15 protein-coding genes are annotated in these 18,636 nt (G+C 29.9%); 11 read left to right on the forward strand and 4 right to left on the reverse strand.

The window, feature by feature from the left end; genetic code table 11:
- Positions 1-21: 21 nt before the first annotated feature.
- Complete coding sequence (capA, locus tag AC2TEO_RS17300) at positions 22-1,038, forward strand: cysteate synthase (protein ID WP_442266020.1); 1,017 nt, start codon at positions 22-24, stop codon at positions 1,036-1,038.
- Here the strand turns inward: capA and AC2TEO_RS17305 are convergent.
- Positions 1,016-2,287 carry an exo-beta-N-acetylmuramidase NamZ family protein gene (locus tag AC2TEO_RS17305; protein ID WP_442266021.1) on the reverse strand — a complete coding sequence of 424 codons (1,272 nt, stop codon included), beginning with the start codon at positions 2,285-2,287 and terminating at the stop codon, positions 1,016-1,018. The genes capA and AC2TEO_RS17305 overlap by 23 nt on opposite strands.
- A gap of 4 nt (positions 2,288-2,291) precedes the next feature.
- On the opposite strand from AC2TEO_RS17305, the gene AC2TEO_RS17310 reads away from it, so the two are divergent.
- The 4 genes from AC2TEO_RS17310 to AC2TEO_RS17325 all read left to right on the forward strand — a co-directional run bounded on the left by AC2TEO_RS17310 (position 2,292) and on the right by AC2TEO_RS17325 (position 6,044).
- The gene (locus tag AC2TEO_RS17310; protein ID WP_442266022.1) at positions 2,292-3,524 is read left to right on the forward strand and encodes an ABC transporter permease; all 1,233 of its coding nucleotides are present in this window, start codon (positions 2,292-2,294) and stop codon (positions 3,522-3,524) included.
- Between the two features lie 252 nt (positions 3,525-3,776).
- The gene (locus AC2TEO_RS17315; protein WP_442266023.1) at positions 3,777-4,016 is read left to right on the forward strand and encodes a hypothetical protein; all 240 of its coding nucleotides are present in this window, start codon (positions 3,777-3,779) and stop codon (positions 4,014-4,016) included.
- A gap of 450 nt (positions 4,017-4,466) precedes the next feature.
- Entirely contained in the window at positions 4,467-5,735 is a 1,269-nt protein-coding gene (locus tag AC2TEO_RS17320) for a TlpA family protein disulfide reductase (protein WP_442266024.1), read from the forward strand.
- 87 nt (positions 5,736-5,822) lie between these two features.
- Entirely contained in the window at positions 5,823-6,044 is a 222-nt protein-coding gene (locus AC2TEO_RS17325; protein WP_299679706.1) for a hypothetical protein, read from the forward strand.
- 128 nt (positions 6,045-6,172) lie between these two features.
- Here AC2TEO_RS17325 and AC2TEO_RS17330 read toward each other — a convergent pair whose 3' ends face one another.
- The 3 genes from AC2TEO_RS17330 to pyrG form a co-directional block, all read right to left on the reverse strand.
- Positions 6,173-6,595, reverse strand: a complete 423-nt coding sequence (locus AC2TEO_RS17330; RefSeq protein WP_299679709.1) for an SRPBCC domain-containing protein — start codon at positions 6,593-6,595, stop codon at positions 6,173-6,175.
- A 59-nt stretch (positions 6,596-6,654) separates the two neighbouring features.
- A complete protein-coding gene (locus tag AC2TEO_RS17335; RefSeq protein WP_299679712.1) occupies positions 6,655-7,224 on the reverse strand; it encodes a Crp/Fnr family transcriptional regulator in 570 nt (189 codons plus the stop codon).
- Positions 7,225-7,381: 157 nt separating this feature from the next.
- Positions 7,382-8,995 carry a CTP synthase gene (gene pyrG, locus AC2TEO_RS17340; RefSeq protein ID WP_442266025.1) on the reverse strand — a complete coding sequence of 538 codons (1,614 nt, stop codon included), beginning with the start codon at positions 8,993-8,995 and terminating at the stop codon, positions 7,382-7,384.
- Between the two features lie 218 nt (positions 8,996-9,213).
- Here pyrG and rpmH point away from each other — a divergent pair, with 218 nt between their 5' ends.
- The 6 genes from rpmH to AC2TEO_RS17370 all read left to right on the forward strand — a co-directional run bounded on the left by rpmH (position 9,214) and on the right by AC2TEO_RS17370 (position 18,569).
- Entirely contained in the window at positions 9,214-9,375 is a 162-nt protein-coding gene (rpmH, locus tag AC2TEO_RS17345; protein ID WP_095072834.1) for a 50S ribosomal protein L34, read from the forward strand.
- A gap of 104 nt (positions 9,376-9,479) precedes the next feature.
- Positions 9,480-12,332 carry a carbamoyl-phosphate synthase large subunit gene (carB, locus tag AC2TEO_RS17350; RefSeq protein WP_442266026.1) on the forward strand — a complete coding sequence of 951 codons (2,853 nt, stop codon included), beginning with the start codon at positions 9,480-9,482 and terminating at the stop codon, positions 12,330-12,332.
- Positions 12,333-12,471: 139 nt separating this feature from the next.
- Positions 12,472-12,927 (forward strand): MarR family winged helix-turn-helix transcriptional regulator, encoded by a 456-nt coding sequence (locus AC2TEO_RS17355; protein ID WP_442266027.1) that lies wholly within the window; start codon positions 12,472-12,474, stop codon positions 12,925-12,927.
- 8 nt (positions 12,928-12,935) lie between these two features.
- Positions 12,936-14,069, forward strand: a complete 1,134-nt coding sequence (locus AC2TEO_RS17360) for an efflux RND transporter periplasmic adaptor subunit (protein ID WP_442266028.1) — start codon at positions 12,936-12,938, stop codon at positions 14,067-14,069.
- Between the two features lie 3 nt (positions 14,070-14,072).
- Positions 14,073-17,243, forward strand: coding sequence for an efflux RND transporter permease subunit (locus tag AC2TEO_RS17365; protein WP_442266029.1), 3,171 nt, complete (start codon positions 14,073-14,075; stop codon positions 17,241-17,243).
- On the forward strand, positions 17,244-18,569 hold the full coding sequence (locus AC2TEO_RS17370; RefSeq protein ID WP_442266030.1) for a TolC family protein: 1,326 nt from the start codon (positions 17,244-17,246) through the stop codon (positions 18,567-18,569).
- Positions 18,570-18,636: the final 67 nt, after the last annotated feature.

Consider the following 18,636-nt stretch of genomic DNA (forward strand, 5'->3'; position numbering starts at 1 on the left):
TAACGTTTCTTTATATATAGAATGAATAGGAATAAAACAATAGTAAATTCGGTTTTAGATTTAGTAGGAGAAACTCCAATAGTTAAATTACATAGTGTTACTAAAGATTTACAAGGAGATTTTTTTGCGAAATTAGAATCTTTTAATCCAGGACAATCAGCAAAAGATAGAATTGCACTTCATATTATAGAAAATGCTGAGAAGAAGGGGATTTTAACTCCAGGTGATACTATTGTAGAAACTACTTCAGGAAATACAGGATTTAGTTTAGCTATGATTAGTTTAGTAAAAGGCTATCGTTGTATTTTGGCTGTAAGCGATAAATCTTCAAAAAATAAGATTGATGTTTTAAAAACAATGGGAGCAGAGGTTCATATTTGTCCAGCTAATGTTGCGGCAGATGATCCTAGATCTTATTATGAAACAGCAAAACGAATCCATAAAGAAACTCCAAATTCAATTTATATCAATCAATATTTTAATGAGTTAAATATTGAAGCTCATTATGCGACAACTGGACCAGAAATTTGGAAACAAACAGAAGGTAAGATTACTCATTTAGTTGCTGCTAGTGGAACTGGAGGAACTATTTCTGGAACAGGAAGGTTTTTGAAGGAACAAAATCCTGATATAAAAATTTTAGGTGTAGATGCTGTTGGTTCAGCAATTAAAAAATTTCACGAAACAAAAGAATTTGATCCAAAGGAAATTTCACCATACAAAATAGAAGGCTTAGGTAAGAATTTAATTCCTACTTCAACAGATTTTGATATTATTGATATTTACGAAAAGGTAACAGATGAAGATGCCGCTTTAGCAGCAAGAGAATTAGTTCGTTCAGAAGGTTTATTATGCGGTTATACTTCTGGAGCAGTAATTCAAGCAACGCAACAATACGCCGAAAAAGGAATGTTTAAATCGGATAGTTTTGTAGTTGTTATTCTTCCAGATCACGGAATTCGTTATATGGATAAAATTTATTCAGATGAATGGATGAAAGCTCAAGGTTTTTCTATTACTCGTAAAGTAAATATTTAGCTCTTACTTTTTTAAATTCATCCAAATCTTTTTGCCAGGTTGTTCTGATTTCTTCTTCAGATAAGCCATTCTCTATTTGTTCTTGTAATAGTTTAGTTCCAGCTAATTTAGTAAAGAATGAAGTGAAAAACGCTTTTTCTTTTGAATGCTCTTTATGAGCATTGTAAAACTCAATTAACCATTTTAAACTCAGTTGCTCTAATTTTTTTTCTGAAGACAAATCGTAACCAAAACATTTCTTGTTTTCGTGTTTTGGATATTTCGCACCTTCATTTGGTTTAGGAATAAAACTATATTTATGGTTTTCTAAATGGTGAAATGGACTACCTACAACTTGGAATTGCTTCGAAGTTCCTCTACCTACAGAAACATTTGTTCCTTCAAAAAAACACAAACTAGGATATAAATTAATAGAAGTGTCGTTTGGTAAATTGGGAGAAGGTTTTACAGGTAAGCTATAACTAGATTGATGAGTGTAGTTTTTATTAGGTATTACTGTTAAATCACATTGAATTCCATTTTTTAACCATTTTTCTCCGTTAATCATTTTACCATATTCACCAATTGTCATCCCGTAAACAACAGGAACTTTATGTAAACCAATAAAACTTTTGTGTTTAGGTTCTAAAATAGGGCCACCTATATAATGAGCATTCGGATTTGGACGATCTAAAACAAATAAAGGAATATTATTTTCAGCACATGCTTCCATTACATAATGTAAGGTAGAAATGTAAGTGTAAAAACGTGCTCCTACATCTTGAATATCAAAAATCATAAGATCTATGTCTTCTAATTGTTTTTTTGAAGGTTTTTTGTTTTTTCCATACAAAGAAATAATTGGTAATCCTGTTTTGGTATCAATACCATCTTTTACTTTTTCTCCTGCATCTGCTTTTCCTCTGAATCCGTGCTCAGGAGCAAATACTTTTTTTACATTAATTTTTGTTGAATTATGCAAGTAATCAACTAAGTGAATTTGAGTAATGTCTGGATTGAATTTAGAAACTTTATTGATTATCGAAGTTTGATTAGCTACAATTCCAATATTTTTATTTAAAATTTTAGGAATGTAAATTCCAGTCTGATCTGCTGCTGTAAGAATTAGCGTGTTTTTTTTCTCAATAACAATTTCTTTTTCCTTTTTTTCTTGAACAGATATGTGAGAAGTTTGTTTACAAGAACTAAGAGAAAAAATCGTAGTTAAAAACAAGAATAAATATGTACTTTTGATTGTATTAAAAAACATTTCTTTGAATTACGAATTATTTATTGCAAAACGAATAATTGCTGGTAAAGAGCATAAAAATAGTGTATCATCTCCAATAATAAAAATAGCAATTGTTGCTATTAGTTTAGGAATTGCGATTATGTCTATTTCAGTATCTGTAAGTTTAGGTTTTAAAAATAAAATTCGTGAGAAAATAGCTGGGTTTAAAGGCCACGTTCAGATTACAAATTATGACAATAATTATTCTGATGTTTCTACGGTACCTTTAAGTTTAAACCAAGATTTTTACCCAAATTTCACTTCTGTTTCTGGAATAAAAAAAGTTCAACCTTACATTAATAAAGCAGGTTTAATTAGAACAAAGAATAACTTTCAAGGAATTGTATTTAAAGGAGTAAATAAAGATTATGATTTTTCTTTTTTCGAAGAGTTTTTAGTTAGTGGACGATTACCAAATTATGATCAACCACGTAATCGAGAAATATTAATATCAAAATCCGTCGTAGATCAGTTAGAACTGAAATTAAATGATACCATAAATATTGGATTTCAAGTAGAATCTTCTACAGGTTTCAAATCAAGAAAACCAATAATTGTTGGGATTTATAAAACTGGTTTTGCTGAATTTGATAACTCTATAATAGTAGGAGATTTAAAAGAAGTTCAACGAATAAATAAATGGGAAGATGATGAAGTTGGAGGTTTTGAAGTGTTAATCGATGATTTTGATGATTTGAAAGAAAAAGGAGAGGAGATAAACATGAATATTAGTCCAACTTTACAGGCAAATACCTTGTTGCAAACATTTTGGCAACTTTTTGATTGGTTGAAGTTGTTCGATAATAATGTGTGGTTTATTCTTGGAATTATGATTTTAGTTGCTGGAATTAATATGATAACTGCTTTATTAGTTCTAATCCTTGAGCGTGTTCAAATGATTGGAATATTAAAGTCGCTTGGTAGTAAAAACACAGAAATAAGGAAGATTTTTTTATACAATGCCTCTTATTTAATTTTAAAAGGATTGCTTTGGGGTAATTTAATTTCTTTTGTTCTATTGTTTATTCAAAAATATTTTAGAATAATAAGTTTAAATCCACAAACTTATAATGTGTCTACAGTTCCTGTAGAATTTAACTTTTTCTATCTCTTTTTATTGAATATAGGTACTTTGTTTTTGTGTTTATTAATGTTATTGGTACCTTCAATGATAATTTCTAAAATACAACCTTCAAAAGCAATTAAATTTGATTAAATATTTTAATTCTTAATTTTAATTATTACAATATATTTTGGATTTTGCATGATAATTACTTATTTTAGATTTTAAATTGATGAGAAGAAAGATAAAATTTAGGTTAAGTCGACCTTAAATCTAGCTATAGTCTTTATTATTAGTTGTTAAGTTAATTCGTTTTAACGGATGTTAAAATCTTTTATATATTTTGTAAAAGACAAAAATCTTAGGTGTCTATAAATTTCTAAGTCTAACTATTAAAATTAAATAATGAAAAAAGTAAATTTTGAAGTAAAAAGAGTGCTTAAAAAAGATGAGTTAAAATCTATTACTGGAGGTTTAGTACCTCAGTTCTTTGCCGGAGGTAATTGTTCAGCTATATGTGGAGATGGTACCAAAGTATCTTGTAGTGGAGGTGGATGTTCTGCCGTAGATACAATAGGGTCAGCTAAAGGATTTTGTGAAGCAAGTTCTAATGGTAAAAAAGTTAAAAAAACCTGTAAATCTTAAAGGATTTGCTAGAAAGGAGGTTTTTTCACTCTCCTTTCTAGCATTTAATATATACTATAAATATAACAGTTATATATAGATTTCTTAATTCTACTATTAAAATTACAAACAATGAAAAAACTAAATTTTGAATTAAAAAAAGTAAGGGAAAAGAGTGAACTTAAAAATATTTTGAAAGGATTAATTTCTAAACAGTTTGAATATGGAAAATTATCCTGTTAAATGTAGAGATGGGCGAAATATACTTAAGATAATAAATGTATTTACTCTAGATTGAGAGGTGCTTGAAAGACTTTTGTGAGGCATGTTCTAACGGATTAATACTAAAAAATTTTGTAATTAAATATTAAAATAAAAATGGAGAACTTTTACTATCCATTGTATTAATAAAATAGATCAAACATGAATAAAATTAGAAAAAGATTTTATTTGTTATACATTATATTTTTTATGATATCATGTAAAAATAAGAATGATTTAATAATAGATTTATATAAAAGACATGGTGACCCATCATCAACAATATTAACACCAGTCTCTTTTTTGAATTCAATACCCGAGAAACTGAAAGATGTATATACATCAGATAGCTTATCGAGAGTAGGATATTTTGAGATTACACCAAATGAAAAAATAAAAAAACTATTTAAAGAGAAGAAAATATCAGAGGAAGAATATCAAGATTTTAAGTCTAGAATTTATTTGATTTCAGGCTTATCAGAAGACAAACAATTTTTCATAGTTGATGAGAATATGAACTTTTCTTTTAAAGATGATGAAGTAGTTTTTTTTGATAAACAAATAACAAATCTTACTGCAAATAACAATAAGTTAATAGATAGTTTATTCAGAAATTATTTAATTCCAGTTTCAAAAGTTACTAAGGATTTTATATATAAAGATACAGTGTCTTTAAGATTTTATCCAGATGCTAATTATTTTGACTATCCTGAGTCAAATAAAAATGTTGAATTGAAAAATAGATTACAATTAATTACGGAAGAATCATCTTATTTTTATGGAGAGTTTTCAGCAAGTCCAAAAGAACAATTTAAAGTAAGAGTAAATAAAGACGGTTTTTTCGGAGATGAATTTAAATTCTCAAATCAGAACCAAAAGTTCTCGAATGCTTTTTATGATTCTTATTTGTTAAAGGATGATGTAAAAATTGGAAAAGAGTTCTATGTAATTGACACTTTAATATTAGACCCTAAATTTCAGTTGAAGCTCAAAAAGAACAATAAAATCAAACAGTTTGGTTTTAGACCAGGGTTTAAAATGAAAGATTATGGAATAGAAAATTTAGAAGGAGATAAAAATAAGGTTTCTAGTTTATTTATTGGAAATCAAAAACTTTTATTACTTGATTTCTGGGGAACTTGGTGTGAACCTTGTAAAGAGCTTACACCTAGACTTATTCAATTAAATAAATCACTCAATGACAATTTGGGTTTAGTTAGTGTAGCTTATCAAGAGGATATTGAACCTGTAAAAAAGTATAATTTAGATAATGATATTAAATGGTTTAATGGTATTGTCAAAGAGAAGCCAAAAACTAATAATATTTCTAAATCTCCTTTAATTAGAGAGTTAAGGATTATTGGTTATCCTACTTTTATTTTAGTAGATAAAGAATTGAATATTTTATATAAGTCGTATGGTAATGATGAATCGTTTGATAGTTTAGTTCAATTTGTAAACAATTATTTAGAAAAATAATAAAAAAAATCAAAATATATAAAAGGAAGACATTAGATCTTATTATGTCTATAAAAAACAATAAGTTTTACTTAAATAATATTGAAAATGAAATTAAATTTTGAAATTAAAAGAGTTTTAAAAAAGAATGAATTAAAGAATATTTTAGGAGGATTAGCTCCGTCTTTTTCTCAAGGAGAATTCGCAACATGTGAAGCAAAATGCGCAGGAGGAGTTACTGTAAAGTGTACTGGTGCTGGGTGTGTAGCAGTCGATGGAGTTGGTTGTTTTACAGTTAGTGGAGGAAAAAAGAAAGAGTTAAAATGTTAGAATAACAAAGCATATTTTCTTGTAGAAAATAAAGAGGATTGAAAATTAGTTTTCAATCCTCTTTTATTAATTTTCAGAATATATAGTAGTAGCCATCTAAAGCAATTAAGTTTGAGTAGCGAATAAACTTAACGCTCTTCAACCATACTTTTTAAAGCGTTGTTCATACTATTAAAACCATTTTTCACGTCGGTATGTATCTTTTTCTTAAATAAAAGAATCAAAATCCCATTAAACTTTTCGCTTTGGATAAAAGTAGTGGTACCGTTGTTATTATCTTGAAGGTAGAATCGATGCTCACCATCGAATAACCCTTTAAAAAGTAATTTTCCTTTCCATTTTAATTCGATATTGGGATTGGATTCGAGAATTATAGGTTTAAATGTCATAGTTCCAATATTAACTTCGATAGTATTTCCAGTTTGAGGGACACCAACTATTGAAGAAATAAAAGGATTCCAACTAGGGTAGGTTTCAGAATCTAAAAGTACTTTCCAAATTTTTTCAGGAGTTGCTTTGATATGGATAGAAGTTGTGATTTCTGTATGCATAAAAATAGTTTTATGAATACAAATTTCAAGAAGAATACAATTGTTCTACTTGATATAAATCAAGAATTAATTTTTTTACGAATTCTACTTAAAGTTTCAGGTGTCATACCTAGCATTGAAGCTAAGTATTGTAAAGGTACTTCGTTAAATAATATTTTATTTTGATTGAAGAATTTAAGGTAGCGTTCTTCTGTATTTAAAGATAAATGATCAAAAACACGATCTTCTAATGTTGAAAAACAAGAAGAAATAAAATTTTTCTCTACGTTATACCAGTTCGGTATTTTGTTGCTCAGTTGCTTATAATCTTCTTTAGAAATGGTATATAAAGTACAATCTGTTAAAGCTTGCATATTCCAGCGTGATCTTTGATCAAAAAAGAAACTATGTAAGTCTGTAATAAAATAACTACTAGTAGTAATCCATTGTGTAACTTCTTTGTCTTTTACATTTGCAAAAACACGAATATATCCATGTTCAACAAAGCTTAATTTTTTACAATATTGCTTTTTTTTAACAAAATAACTGTCCTTATTTAATTGATGTCTTAAAAATAAATGTTCAATAGCTTTAAATTCATCAGAAGTAATTCCAAAATAAGATCGAAGCTGTTGTTGTAAAGAAAGCATATACGAAATTAGGTTAATCGATAGTTAAAGCTAAAAATATTTTTTCACACATAAAAAAGCTATCTAAAAAGTTTCAATATTATCAATTTGAAATAAGAATAAATTGATGAAAAATTATCTTTCAGATAGCCTTGTTAATCTATTTAATTTAGAAAAATTAATTTTCAGAATATGTAATCGCTGCTTTAATAAAGCTTAAGAATAAAGGATGCGGATTTAAAACTGTGCTCTTATATTCTGGATGGTATTGTACTCCAACAAACCAAGGATGATTTGGGATTTCAACAACTTCTACAAGTCCAGTTTTAGGATTTATACCAGTTGCCTTCATACCTGCAGCTTCAATTTGCTCTTTGTAGTCACTATTAAATTCATACCTATGGCGATGTCTTTCACTTATTGCAAGAGAATTATAAGCTTCAAAAGCTTTAGAATTTTTAATCAATTCACAATCCCATGCTCCTAAACGCATCGTACCTCCCATGTTGGTAATATCTTTCTGCTCTTCCATTAAATTAATCACAGGAGCAGAAGTTTCTTCATTCATTTCAGTTGAATTTGCATCAGATAAATTTAATACGTTTCTAGCGAATTCAATAACTGCCATTTGCATTCCTAAACAAATTCCTAAGAAAGGAATGTTATTTTCTCTAGCATATTTAACAGCTTCAATTTTACCTTCAATTCCACGTTCACCAAAACCAGGAGCAACTAACATACCATTTAAACCTTCTAAATGTTCTTTGATATTGTCAACAGATAACTCTTCAGAATGAATCCAACGAATATTAACTTTAGCGTCGTGAGTAGAACCAGCATGAATAAATGCTTCAGTAATCGATTTATAAGAATCGTGTAATTCTACATATTTTCCAATTAACCCAATTTCTAAAGTGCGTTTTGGGTTCTTATACTTTTTAACGAAACAGTTCCAATCAACAAGTTCTGGTTGTTTTTCTGTAGAAAGATCTAGTTTATTTAAAACTACACGATCTAAACCTTCTTCAAACATTAAATTAGGAACATCGTATATTGTTTCAGCATCTAAAGATTGAATCACATCTTCTTTCTTTACATTACAGAACAAAGCAAGTTTTCTCTTAATGTCTTCAGAAATTTCATGTTCAGATCTACATACTAAGATATTCGGACCAATACCGCTTTGCATTAACATTTTTACAGAGTGTTGTGTTGGCTTAGTCTTTAATTCACCTGCAGCAGCTAAATAAGGGACTAATGTTAAATGAATAACAATAGCGTTGTCTTCACCAAGTTCCCATTGTAATTGACGAACAGCTTCTATGTAAGGTAATGATTCAATATCACCAACAGTTCCACCAATTTCAGTAATTACAATATCATAATCGCCAGTATTTCCTAAAATCTTAATACGATGTTTAATTTCATCAGTAATATGAGGAATAACCTGAACAGTCTTTCCTAAGAAATCTCCTCTTCTTTCTTTATTAATTACAGATTGGTATATTCTACCAGTTGTAACATTATTAGCTTGTGAAGTAGGAATGTTTAAAAAGCGCTCATAGTGACCTAAATCTAAGTCCGTTTCTGCCCCGTCATCTGTAACATAGCATTCCCCATGTTCATATGGATTCAAAGTACCTGGATCTATATTAATATAAGGATCTAGTTTTTGAATTGTAACAGAGTATCCACGTTCTTGAAGTAACTTAGCTAAAGAAGCTGCAATAATTCCTTTACCAAGTGACGAAGTTACACCACCTGTTACGAATACATATTTAGTGTTGTTCATGTAGTATTAGGTTTGCGCAAAAGTAATAACAATGATAGATTTTGCAACGAAAAAGTGTAAAAAAATGTGTGAAAATCAGTCTAAAAAAAATATTCTAAAAAAAAACTTTTTAAGATTTGTCAGAACGAAAAACTGTTGTATATTTGCCCACGCTTTTAGCAGTCGAATTTCACTATTAGCAAAAGATAAGTTTAGAAAAATTTTAAGATTTATTTAAAATGAGTAAGAGAACCTACCAACCATCAAAAAGAAAGAGAAGAAACAAACACGGTTTCCGCGAAAGAATGGCTTCTGCTAATGGTAGAAAAGTATTAGCTAGAAGAAGAGCAAAAGGAAGAAAAAAATTATCAGTTTCATCTGAAACGAGACCAAAGAAATAATGATTGTTATTCAATTATATAGAGGTGTTACTTTTTATTAGTAACACCTTTTTTTATACCTAATCAATTTTATATTTTTACATAAACAACACAATACAACACAAATGCCTAAGAGAGAAGAACTAAAATCGATTTTAATTATTGGATCTGGACCGATTGTAATCGGACAAGCGTGTGAATTTGACTATTCAGGGTCGCAAGCGTTACGTTCGTTACGAGAAGATGGAATTGAAACGATATTAATCAATTCTAATCCTGCAACGATAATGACTGATCCTTCAATGGCGGATCACGTTTACTTATTGCCTCTTAATACTCGTTCTATAATTAAAATTTTAAAAGAACACCCACAAATAGATGCAGTTTTACCAACTATGGGAGGTCAAACAGCATTAAACTTATGTATCGAGGCTGATGAAAAAGGTATTTGGGAAGATTTTGGAGTAGAGATTATCGGAGTAGATATTGATGCTATTAATATCACAGAAGATAGAGAGAAGTTTAGAGAGTTAATGGAAACTATCGATGTACCGATGGCACCACAAGCTACAGCTACTTCATATTTAAAAGGTAAAGAAATAGCTCAAGAGTTTGGTTTTCCATTATGTATTAGAGCGTCATTTACATTAGGTGGAGCAGGAGCTTCTATCGTATATAATGAAGAAGAGTTTGAAAAATCATTAACTAGAGGTTTAGAGATTTCTCCAATCCACGAAGTTATGATTGATAAAGCCATGATGGGATGGAAAGAATACGAGTTAGAATTACTTCGTGATGATAATGATAATGTTGTTATTATCTGTTCTATCGAAAATATGGATCCAATGGGAATTCATACTGGTGATTCAATTACAGTTGCTCCAGCAATGACATTATCTGATAAAACATATCAGAAAATGCGTGATATGGCAATTAAAATGATGCGTAGTATTGGTGAATTTGCAGGTGGATGTAATGTACAGTTCGCAGTTTCTCCAGATGAGAAAGAAGATATCATTGCAATTGAAATTAATCCACGTGTATCTCGTTCTTCTGCTTTAGCAAGTAAGGCAACAGGATATCCAATTGCAAAAATCGCTTCTAAATTAGCAATCGGTTATACTTTAGATGAATTAGATAACCAAATTACAAAGTCTACTTCTGCATTATTTGAGCCAACTTTAGATTATGTAATCGTGAAAATCCCTCGTTGGAATTTTGATAAGTTCGAAGGTTCTGATAGAACTTTAGGATTACAAATGAAAGCAGTAGGAGAAGTAATGGGAATTGGACGTTCGTTCCAAGAAGCGTTACACAAAGCAACTCAATCTTTAGAGATTAAGCGTAATGGTTTAGGAGCAGACGGAAAAGGATATAAAGATTATAACCAAGTAATAGATAAATTAACTCACGCAAGTTGGGATCGTGTTTTTGCAATCTACGATGCTATTGCTATGGGAATTCCTTTAAGTAAGATTTACGATATCACTAAGATTGATATGTGGTATTTAAAACAATACGAAGAGTTATTCCACTTAGAGAAGGAAATTTCTACATATACAATTGATACTTTAGATAGAGAGTTATTACTTGAAGCTAAACAAAAAGGATATGGAGACCGTCAGATCGCTCACATGTTAAACTGTTTAGAAAGTGAAGTATATAAGAAACGTGAAGATTACAAAATCAAACGTGTTTATAAATTAGTTGATACTTGTGCTGCTGAATTTAAAGCACAAACTCCTTACTACTATTCAACATTCGAGCAAGAGATTGAAACTGCTGATGGAGAACGTTATGTAGCAAATGAGAGTAAAGTATCTGACAAGAAAAAGATTATCGTTTTAGGTTCAGGACCAAACCGTATCGGTCAAGGTATTGAATTTGATTATTGTTGTGTTCACGGAGTTTATGCAGCAAAAGAAGCTGGTTACGAAACAATCATGATTAACTGTAACCCAGAAACTGTTTCTACAGATTTTGATACAGCTGATAAGTTATACTTCGAGCCTGTTTTCTGGGAGCACATCTACGATATCATTAAGCATGAGAAACCAGAAGGTGTAATTGTTCAGTTAGGTGGACAAACTGCTTTAAAATTAGCTGAGAAATTAGATCGTTACGGAATTCCAATTATTGGAACAAGTTACAAAGCGTTAGATTTAGCGGAAGATAGAGGAAGTTTCTCAACATTATTAAAAGAAAACAACATTCCTTATCCAGAATTTGGTGTGGCAGAAAATGCTGATGAGGCATTAAAGTTGGCAGATGAGTTGGATTTTCCAATTTTAGTACGTCCTTCATATGTATTAGGAGGTCAAGGAATGAAGATTGTAATTAATAAAGAAGAGTTATTAGAGCATGTAGTAGATTTATTGCGTAAGATTCCAAATAACAAATTATTATTAGATCACTATTTAGAAGGAGCAATTGAAGCAGAAGCTGATGCAATTTGCGATGGAGAAAATGTGTACATCATCGGAATTATGGAGCACATTGAGCCATGTGGAATTCACTCAGGAGATTCTAATGCTACATTACCTGCTTTTAACTTAGGTGAGTTAGTATTAGATCAAATAAGAGAGTATACAAAAACAATAGCACTAGCATTAGATACTGTTGGATTAATTAATATTCAGTTTGCTATTAAAGATGATAAAGTATACATCATTGAAGCAAACCCTAGAGCATCTAGAACTGTTCCGTTTATAGCAAAAGCTTATAAAGAACCTTATGTAAACTACGCTACGAAGGTAATGTTAGGAGATAAAAAAGTGACTGATTTTGATTTTAATCCACAGTTGGAAGGGTTTGCAATCAAGCAACCGGTATTCTCTTTTAATAAATTTCCAAATGTAAATAAGAATCTAGGACCAGAAATGAAGAGTACAGGAGAGAGCATTTTATTTATAGATAATTTAAGAGACGATGATTTCTACGATTTATATTCTAGAAGAAAAATGTATTTAAGCAAATAATAATTACTGCATAAAAATCAAAAACCTGAAAAGTTAATTTTCAGGTTTTTTTTTGTCTTTTTTTAACAGAAACTTAACTTGTTGTATATGCAACTAAATTAAACCTTAGCTGTAATTTTGCGTCCTATAAATAGCTTTTATGGGATTAGAAAATACATTAGCACCTTGGTTAGGTAAAACAACGAAAATGATTGATAATCATATTCAAGATATATTTCATGAGCAAGATATTAAGCTTACGAAAACACAATGGATATTGTTGAAGAAATTAGACGAGAAAGATGGTGTGCCACAACAAGAGTTAGCATTTTTAACAGGACGAGATAAAACCTCATTAACTCGTTTAATAAATACTATGGAAAAGAAGAGTTTGGTAGCAAGAATCCCATCAAAATTAGATAAGAGAATTAACCATATTTTTTTAACTAAAAAAGGAGAATTATTATTTAAAGAAACATTACCAATTATAGAAGACTTTGCACAGTCGTTACAAGAAAATATTTCTGAGGAAGAGATAAAAGCAACAATAAAAGTCATCAAAAAAGTACAAGAAAATTTAATAGCTAAATCAGATAACAGTTGTATTAGCAACTAAATATAAACATGAGAAAACTAATCATATCAATAGGAGTAGGAATATTAATCTTAGCCTTAGCAGTAATTATATCAAAACGATTTGAAAGTAGTAAAAAGACGCCGAAAAAAAAGGCAACAAAAGTAGAAAAAACCGTTTTTGTTGAATCAGTTAAAAACAGTGAAATTCCAATTAAGATTACTGCAAATGGTAATTTAATAGCAAAAAATAAAGTAGATATTTATTCTGAAGTTCAAGGAGTTTTACAAACTGCTGGAAAGGATTTTAGAGTAGGAACTTCATATAAAAAAGGACAAACTTTATTAAGAATAAATAATCAAGAGTTTTATGCTTCTATACAATCTCAAAGAAGCTCTTTACAGAATTTAATAGCTTCTGTAATGCCAGACATTCGATTAGATTATTCTGAATCTTTCCAAGCTTGGGATACTTATTTAAAAAACTTTGATATTAATTCAACTTTAAAACCATTACCAGAACCAAAGTCAGATAAAGAAAAGTACTTCATTTCAGGTAAGAATATTTATACAACGTTCTATAACATTAAAAATTTAGAAGTTCATTTAGGAAAATATAATATTAGAGCTCCTTTTAATGGAATTTTAACTGAAGCTTTAGTTACTAATGGAACTTTAGTAAGATCTGGACAAAGAATGGGTGAGTTTATCGATACTTCGGTATTAGAGCTTCCTTTGTCAGTAAGTGCAAGTTTTGCTGATCTTTTAGAGAAAGGAAAAAAAGTAGTTTTATATAATCTTGAAAAAACAAAAACTTGGGAAGGAATAGTAACCAGAATTAATGGGAAAATAGATCAAACTTCACAAACTGTTCAGGTTTTTATTGAGGTAAAAGGAAAAGGTTTACGTGAAGGGATGTATTTAGAAGCGAGTGTTGCTACAAAATCTGTTCAAGATGCTTTAGAAATCAACAGAAAGTTATTGGTAGAAAATAAAGCTGTTTATGTAGTTAACAACAATCAATTAGATTTGGTAGATATTAATCCTGTTCATTTTAATGAAAATACAGTTATTATAAAAGGATTGGCAAATGGAACACAGTTAGTTTCAAAGCCTGTTCCAGGAGCTTATGCTGGTATGCCAGTGAAATTATTTTCTGAAACAAAACAAGAAGTAAAAAAGTAAGGAATGAAGAAAATAATAGCATATTTTATTAAGTATCCTGTTGCGGTAAACATTATTATAATTGCTTTTGTAATTTTAGGATACTTTGGTTTTTCAACCTTAAAATCATCATTCTTTCCTTTAACAAGAGCAAAGTTTATCAATATTAATGTTGTGTATCCGGGTGCTTCTCCTCAAGAAATAGAAGAAGGAGTTGTACTTAAAATAGAAGACAATTTAAAAGGTTTAGTTGGAGTAGATCGAGTTACATCTACATCTTCTGAAAATTCTGCTAGTATTCGAGTAGAAACGCTTAAAGATTACGATATAAATGTAGTTTTAGCTGATGTGAAGAATGCGGTTGATAAAGTTCCGAATTTTCCTACAGGAATGGAACCTCCAGTTGTAGCCAAAGTTGAAAATGTTGCGGAGACCATAAGTTTCGTAGTTACTGGAGATAAAATTCCATTAAAATCATTAAAAGATATTGCAAGAAATATAGAAAATGATATTCGTAGAATTGATGGAATTTCTCAAATAACAGTTTCAGGTTATCCTGCTGAAGAAATAGAAATAGCAGTTCGAGAGAATGATTTAATCGCTTATAATTTAACTTTTAATCAAGTTGCAAGTGCAGTTTCTGCATCAAATATTTTAACTACAGGAGGTTCTGTAAAAACAGACGCTGAAGAATATTTAATTAGAGCGAATAATAGATCGTACTACGGAGATGAGTTAGATAATTTGGTAGTTAGAGCAGATGTTTCTGGAAGAATTATCCGATTAAAAGATGTAGCTACAGTTAGAGATATTTGGAATGAAACCCCAAATAGAAACTATTATAATGGAAATTTAGCGGTAAGAGTACAGGTAAGTAATACAAACAATGAAGATCTTTTAAGTTCGGCTAAGAAAATTAATGAGTATGTAGAAAAGTTTAATGAAGAGCATGATACTGTTAAAGTAGAAATTACACGAGATTCTTCTATCACTTTAAATCAACGTACCGAACTATTATTTAAAAATGCTTGGCAAGGAATGTTGTTAGTAATGTTGTTTTTATCATTATTCTTACGTCCACGATTAGCATTTTGGGTAGCAGCAGGTTTACCAGTAGCATTCTTTGGAATGTTTATGTTAGCAGGATATTTCAATATTACAATTAATGTGTTATCATTATTCGGTATGATTATCGTAATCGGAATTTTGGTGGATGATGGAATTGTAATATCCGAGAATATTTATCATCATTTCGAGCAAGGTAAAAATCCAATTCGTGCAGCAATTGATGGAACTATGGAAGTTGTTCCTCCAATTATTTCAGCAATAACAACAACAGTTTTAGCTTTTTCGGTTTTCTTCTTTTTAGATGGTAATATTGGAGAGTTCTTTGGGGAAGTAGCAACAGTAGTAGCGCTTACATTAATTCTTTCTTTGGTGGAAGCATTAATAATTCTTCCTGCTCACGTAGCACATTCCAAATCCTTAGACAGAAATCAAAAATTATATACACTAAACAAATACGCAGAAATCGCTATGGATTTTATGCGTGATAATATTTATGCGCCAGCATTAAAATTTGTTCTAAATTATAAAGTAATAGGTTTAGTAATTCCTTTCGCATTATTATTAATTACTACAGGTGCATTTAAAGGTGGTATTATTAGAGGAACATTTTTTCCGTCTATAGCAAGTGATCGTGTTTCAGTAAATCTAACAATGCCTCAAGGAACTAATGAGAAAATTACAGATAGTATTATTTCTGTTGTTGAGGCTAAAGTTTGGGAAGTGGAGAAAGAGTTTACAGAAAAATATGGAGTTGATGGAGAACCAGTTGTAGAAAATATATTAAAACAAATTGGTCCAGGTTCTGCTCAAGCTTCTCTGCGAATTAATTTATTACCAGGTGAAGAAAGAACTTTTAGCTCTAGAGAAATCACAAATGTAATTCGTGATAGAGTAGGAGAGGTTTATGGAGTAGAATCTTTAACATTTGGTTCAGGAGGAAATTTTGGAGGAAGTCCAGTTTCTGTTTCTTTATTAAGTAATAATATAAAAGAACTAAAAGCAGCTAAATTAGAACTGAAAGAAGAACTGAAAAAAAATCAAGAGCTAAAAGATGTTACTGATAATGATCCGCAAGGGATTAAAGAAATTAAGATTCAATTAAAAGACAACGCATATCTCTTAGGTTTGAATTTAAATGAAGTAATGTCTCAAATTAGAAGTGGTTTCTTTGGTAGACAAGCACAACGTTTTCAAAGAGGACAAGATGAAATTAAAGTTTGGGTGCGTTACGATAAGAAAGAACGTTCATCTATTAAAAACTTAGATGAAATGCGAATCGCAACTCCTTCAGGAAATAGAGTTCCTTTAGCTGAAATAGCGACTTATGAGATTGAAAGAGGAGAGATTTCAATAAATCATCTTGAAGGACAGCGAGAGATTAAGGTAGAGGCAGATATGAAAGATGCACAAGCGAGTGCAACAGACGCTTTAACAGATATTCAAGAACGAATAATGCCAGAAATCACAGCAAAATATCCTTCAGTAACTGCTTTATATGAAGGTCAAAATAGAGAAGCGTCAAAAGTTTCAGGGTCAGCAGCAGTTGTAGGACCAGTTATTTTATTGTTAATCTACATTGTTATTGTATTTACATTCCGTTCTTACGGACAACCTTTTATGTTATTAATAATGGTTCCTTTTAGTTTAATTGGAGTTGCTTGGGGACATTATTTTCATGGTTTCGCAGTAAATATTTTATCTCTTTTAGGAATCATTGCTTTAATCGGTATTATGGTAAATGACGGTTTAGTACTGATTAGTAAATTCAACAGTTATTTAAAAGAAGGATTAAAGTATGAAGAGGCTTTATTTGCAGCTGGAAAATCGAGATTTAGAGCTATTTTCTTAACGACAATTACTACAGTAGCTGGATTAGCACCTTTAATTTTTGAAGAAAGTAGACAAGCTCAGTTTTTAATTCCTATGGCAATTTCTATTGCGTATGGAATTGTAATAGCTACTTTCTTAACATTACTAACATTACCAGTTTTACTTTCAATATCTAATTATGCAAAAGTATACGTGAAATGGTTCTGGGAAGGGAAAAAACCAAGTAGAGAAGAGGTAGAAAGAGCTATAAAAGAATTAAAATCAGAAAGTGAAGAAATTAGCATAAAAGAGATATAAATGAGAAATAAAATAGGAATCATATTAGGATTTTTAATAACGGGTTATTCTTTTCATGCTCAAGAATTATTAAGTAAAGAAAAGGCGGTAGAGTTAACGTTAGAAAATAATTACGATATACGAATTACTAAGAATAATTTAGAAACAGCTAAAAACAATAAAAGTATTTATAATAGTGGTTATTTACCTACTGTTACTGGAAATGCTGGAGCAAATTATACAAATAATGATACAGATCTTGAATTCCAAGATGGTACTATTAATTCTGTTACTGGAGCAGAATCTAAATCGTATAATGCTTCGGTTGGATTAAACTACACCCTTTTTAACGGGTTTAATAGAAAGAATACTTTTAAAAGGTTAAAAGAAAGTTATAATTTAACCGAATTACAGGCTCGTCAAGTAATGGAAAATACGTTAATTACGTTGTTTATTGCTTATTATGAAGTTGGAAGATTAACAGAAAATGAAAGTACTCAAAAACAAGCATTAACGATATCAAAAGAGCGTTTAAAAAGAGCCAAGTATAGTTTTGATTATGGACAAAGTACAAAGCTCGAAGTTTTAAATGCTGAAGTTGATGTGAACAATGATAGTATAACTTATATCGATGTAAAAAGACAATTAAATAATGCTAAAAGAGATTTAAATGTCGTTTTAGGTAGAAAAGTAAATACACCTGTTACTGTAGATACTAATGTCTTGTATAATGAAGATTTGGTGTTTAATACTATTTTATCTCAAGCCAATGCTAATAATGCTAATTTATTGCAATCTCAAAAGAATATAGAACTAAGTAAGTTAGATGTAAAAATTAATCAATCTGGTTGGATGCCAAACGTGAGTTTAACAAGTTCTTATGCTTGGAATAAAAGTAATAGTGATGCAACAAATGCATTTAGTCCAATAAGTAATACTAGAACAGGTTTAAATGCAGGCGTAAATTTATCTTGGAATATATTCGATGGAGGTAGAACTAGGACAAACGTAACCAATGCAAGAATAGCTTTAGATACACAGGAGATTCGTAAAAATCAATTAAAAGAACAATTAGAAAGAGATGTAAATAATGCCTGGGAAACTTATCAAAACAGTTTGTTTTCACTTAAGGTTCAAGAGCAAAATGTGCAAACCAATAAATTAAATTTTGAGCGTTCAAATGAGCGATATAAATTAGGTCAAATTTCATCAATAGATTTTCGACAAGCACAAATAAATCTTATAAATGCAGAGCTAAATAGAAATAATGCTAAATATGTAGCTAAAAATGCAGAACTTCAGTTGTTACAATTAGCAGGAAGTTTGCTTGAAAATAATAACTTTTAATAGTTGTAAAATAAATACATAATAAAAAAATCCGAAGTTTAACTTCGGATTTTTAGCGTTAATACTT

The sequence above is a fragment of the Tenacibaculum aquaeponti genome (assembly GCF_057221555.1).

Excerpts from the sequence above, each read along its gene's own strand:
- capA (WP_442266020.1), top strand. The coding sequence starts at position 22 with ATGAATAGGAATAAAACAATAGTAAATTCGGTTTTAGATTTAGTAGGA.
- rpmH (WP_095072834.1), top strand. The coding sequence starts at position 9,214 with ATGAGTAAGAGAACCTACCAACCATCAAAAAGAAAGAGAAGAAACAAA.
- AC2TEO_RS17315 (WP_442266023.1), top strand. The coding sequence starts at position 3,777 with ATGAAAAAAGTAAATTTTGAAGTAAAAAGAGTGCTTAAAAAAGATGAG.
- AC2TEO_RS17360 (WP_442266028.1), top strand. The coding sequence starts at position 12,936 with ATGAGAAAACTAATCATATCAATAGGAGTAGGAATATTAATCTTAGCC.
- AC2TEO_RS17320 (WP_442266024.1), top strand. The coding sequence starts at position 4,467 with ATGATATCATGTAAAAATAAGAATGATTTAATAATAGATTTATATAAA.
- AC2TEO_RS17325 (WP_299679706.1), top strand. The coding sequence starts at position 5,823 with ATGAAATTAAATTTTGAAATTAAAAGAGTTTTAAAAAAGAATGAATTA.
- AC2TEO_RS17355 (WP_442266027.1), top strand. The coding sequence starts at position 12,472 with ATGGGATTAGAAAATACATTAGCACCTTGGTTAGGTAAAACAACGAAA.
- AC2TEO_RS17365 (WP_442266029.1), top strand. The coding sequence starts at position 14,073 with ATGAAGAAAATAATAGCATATTTTATTAAGTATCCTGTTGCGGTAAAC.
- pyrG (WP_442266025.1), bottom strand. The coding sequence starts at position 8,995 with ATGAACAACACTAAATATGTATTCGTAACAGGTGGTGTAACTTCGTCA.
- carB (WP_442266026.1), top strand. The coding sequence starts at position 9,480 with ATGCCTAAGAGAGAAGAACTAAAATCGATTTTAATTATTGGATCTGGA.
- AC2TEO_RS17305 (WP_442266021.1), bottom strand. The coding sequence starts at position 2,287 with ATGTTTTTTAATACAATCAAAAGTACATATTTATTCTTGTTTTTAACT.
- AC2TEO_RS17370 (WP_442266030.1), top strand. The coding sequence starts at position 17,244 with ATGAGAAATAAAATAGGAATCATATTAGGATTTTTAATAACGGGTTAT.
- AC2TEO_RS17335 (WP_299679712.1), bottom strand. The coding sequence starts at position 7,224 with ATGCTTTCTTTACAACAACAGCTTCGATCTTATTTTGGAATTACTTCT.
- AC2TEO_RS17330 (WP_299679709.1), bottom strand. The coding sequence starts at position 6,595 with ATGCATACAGAAATCACAACTTCTATCCATATCAAAGCAACTCCTGAA.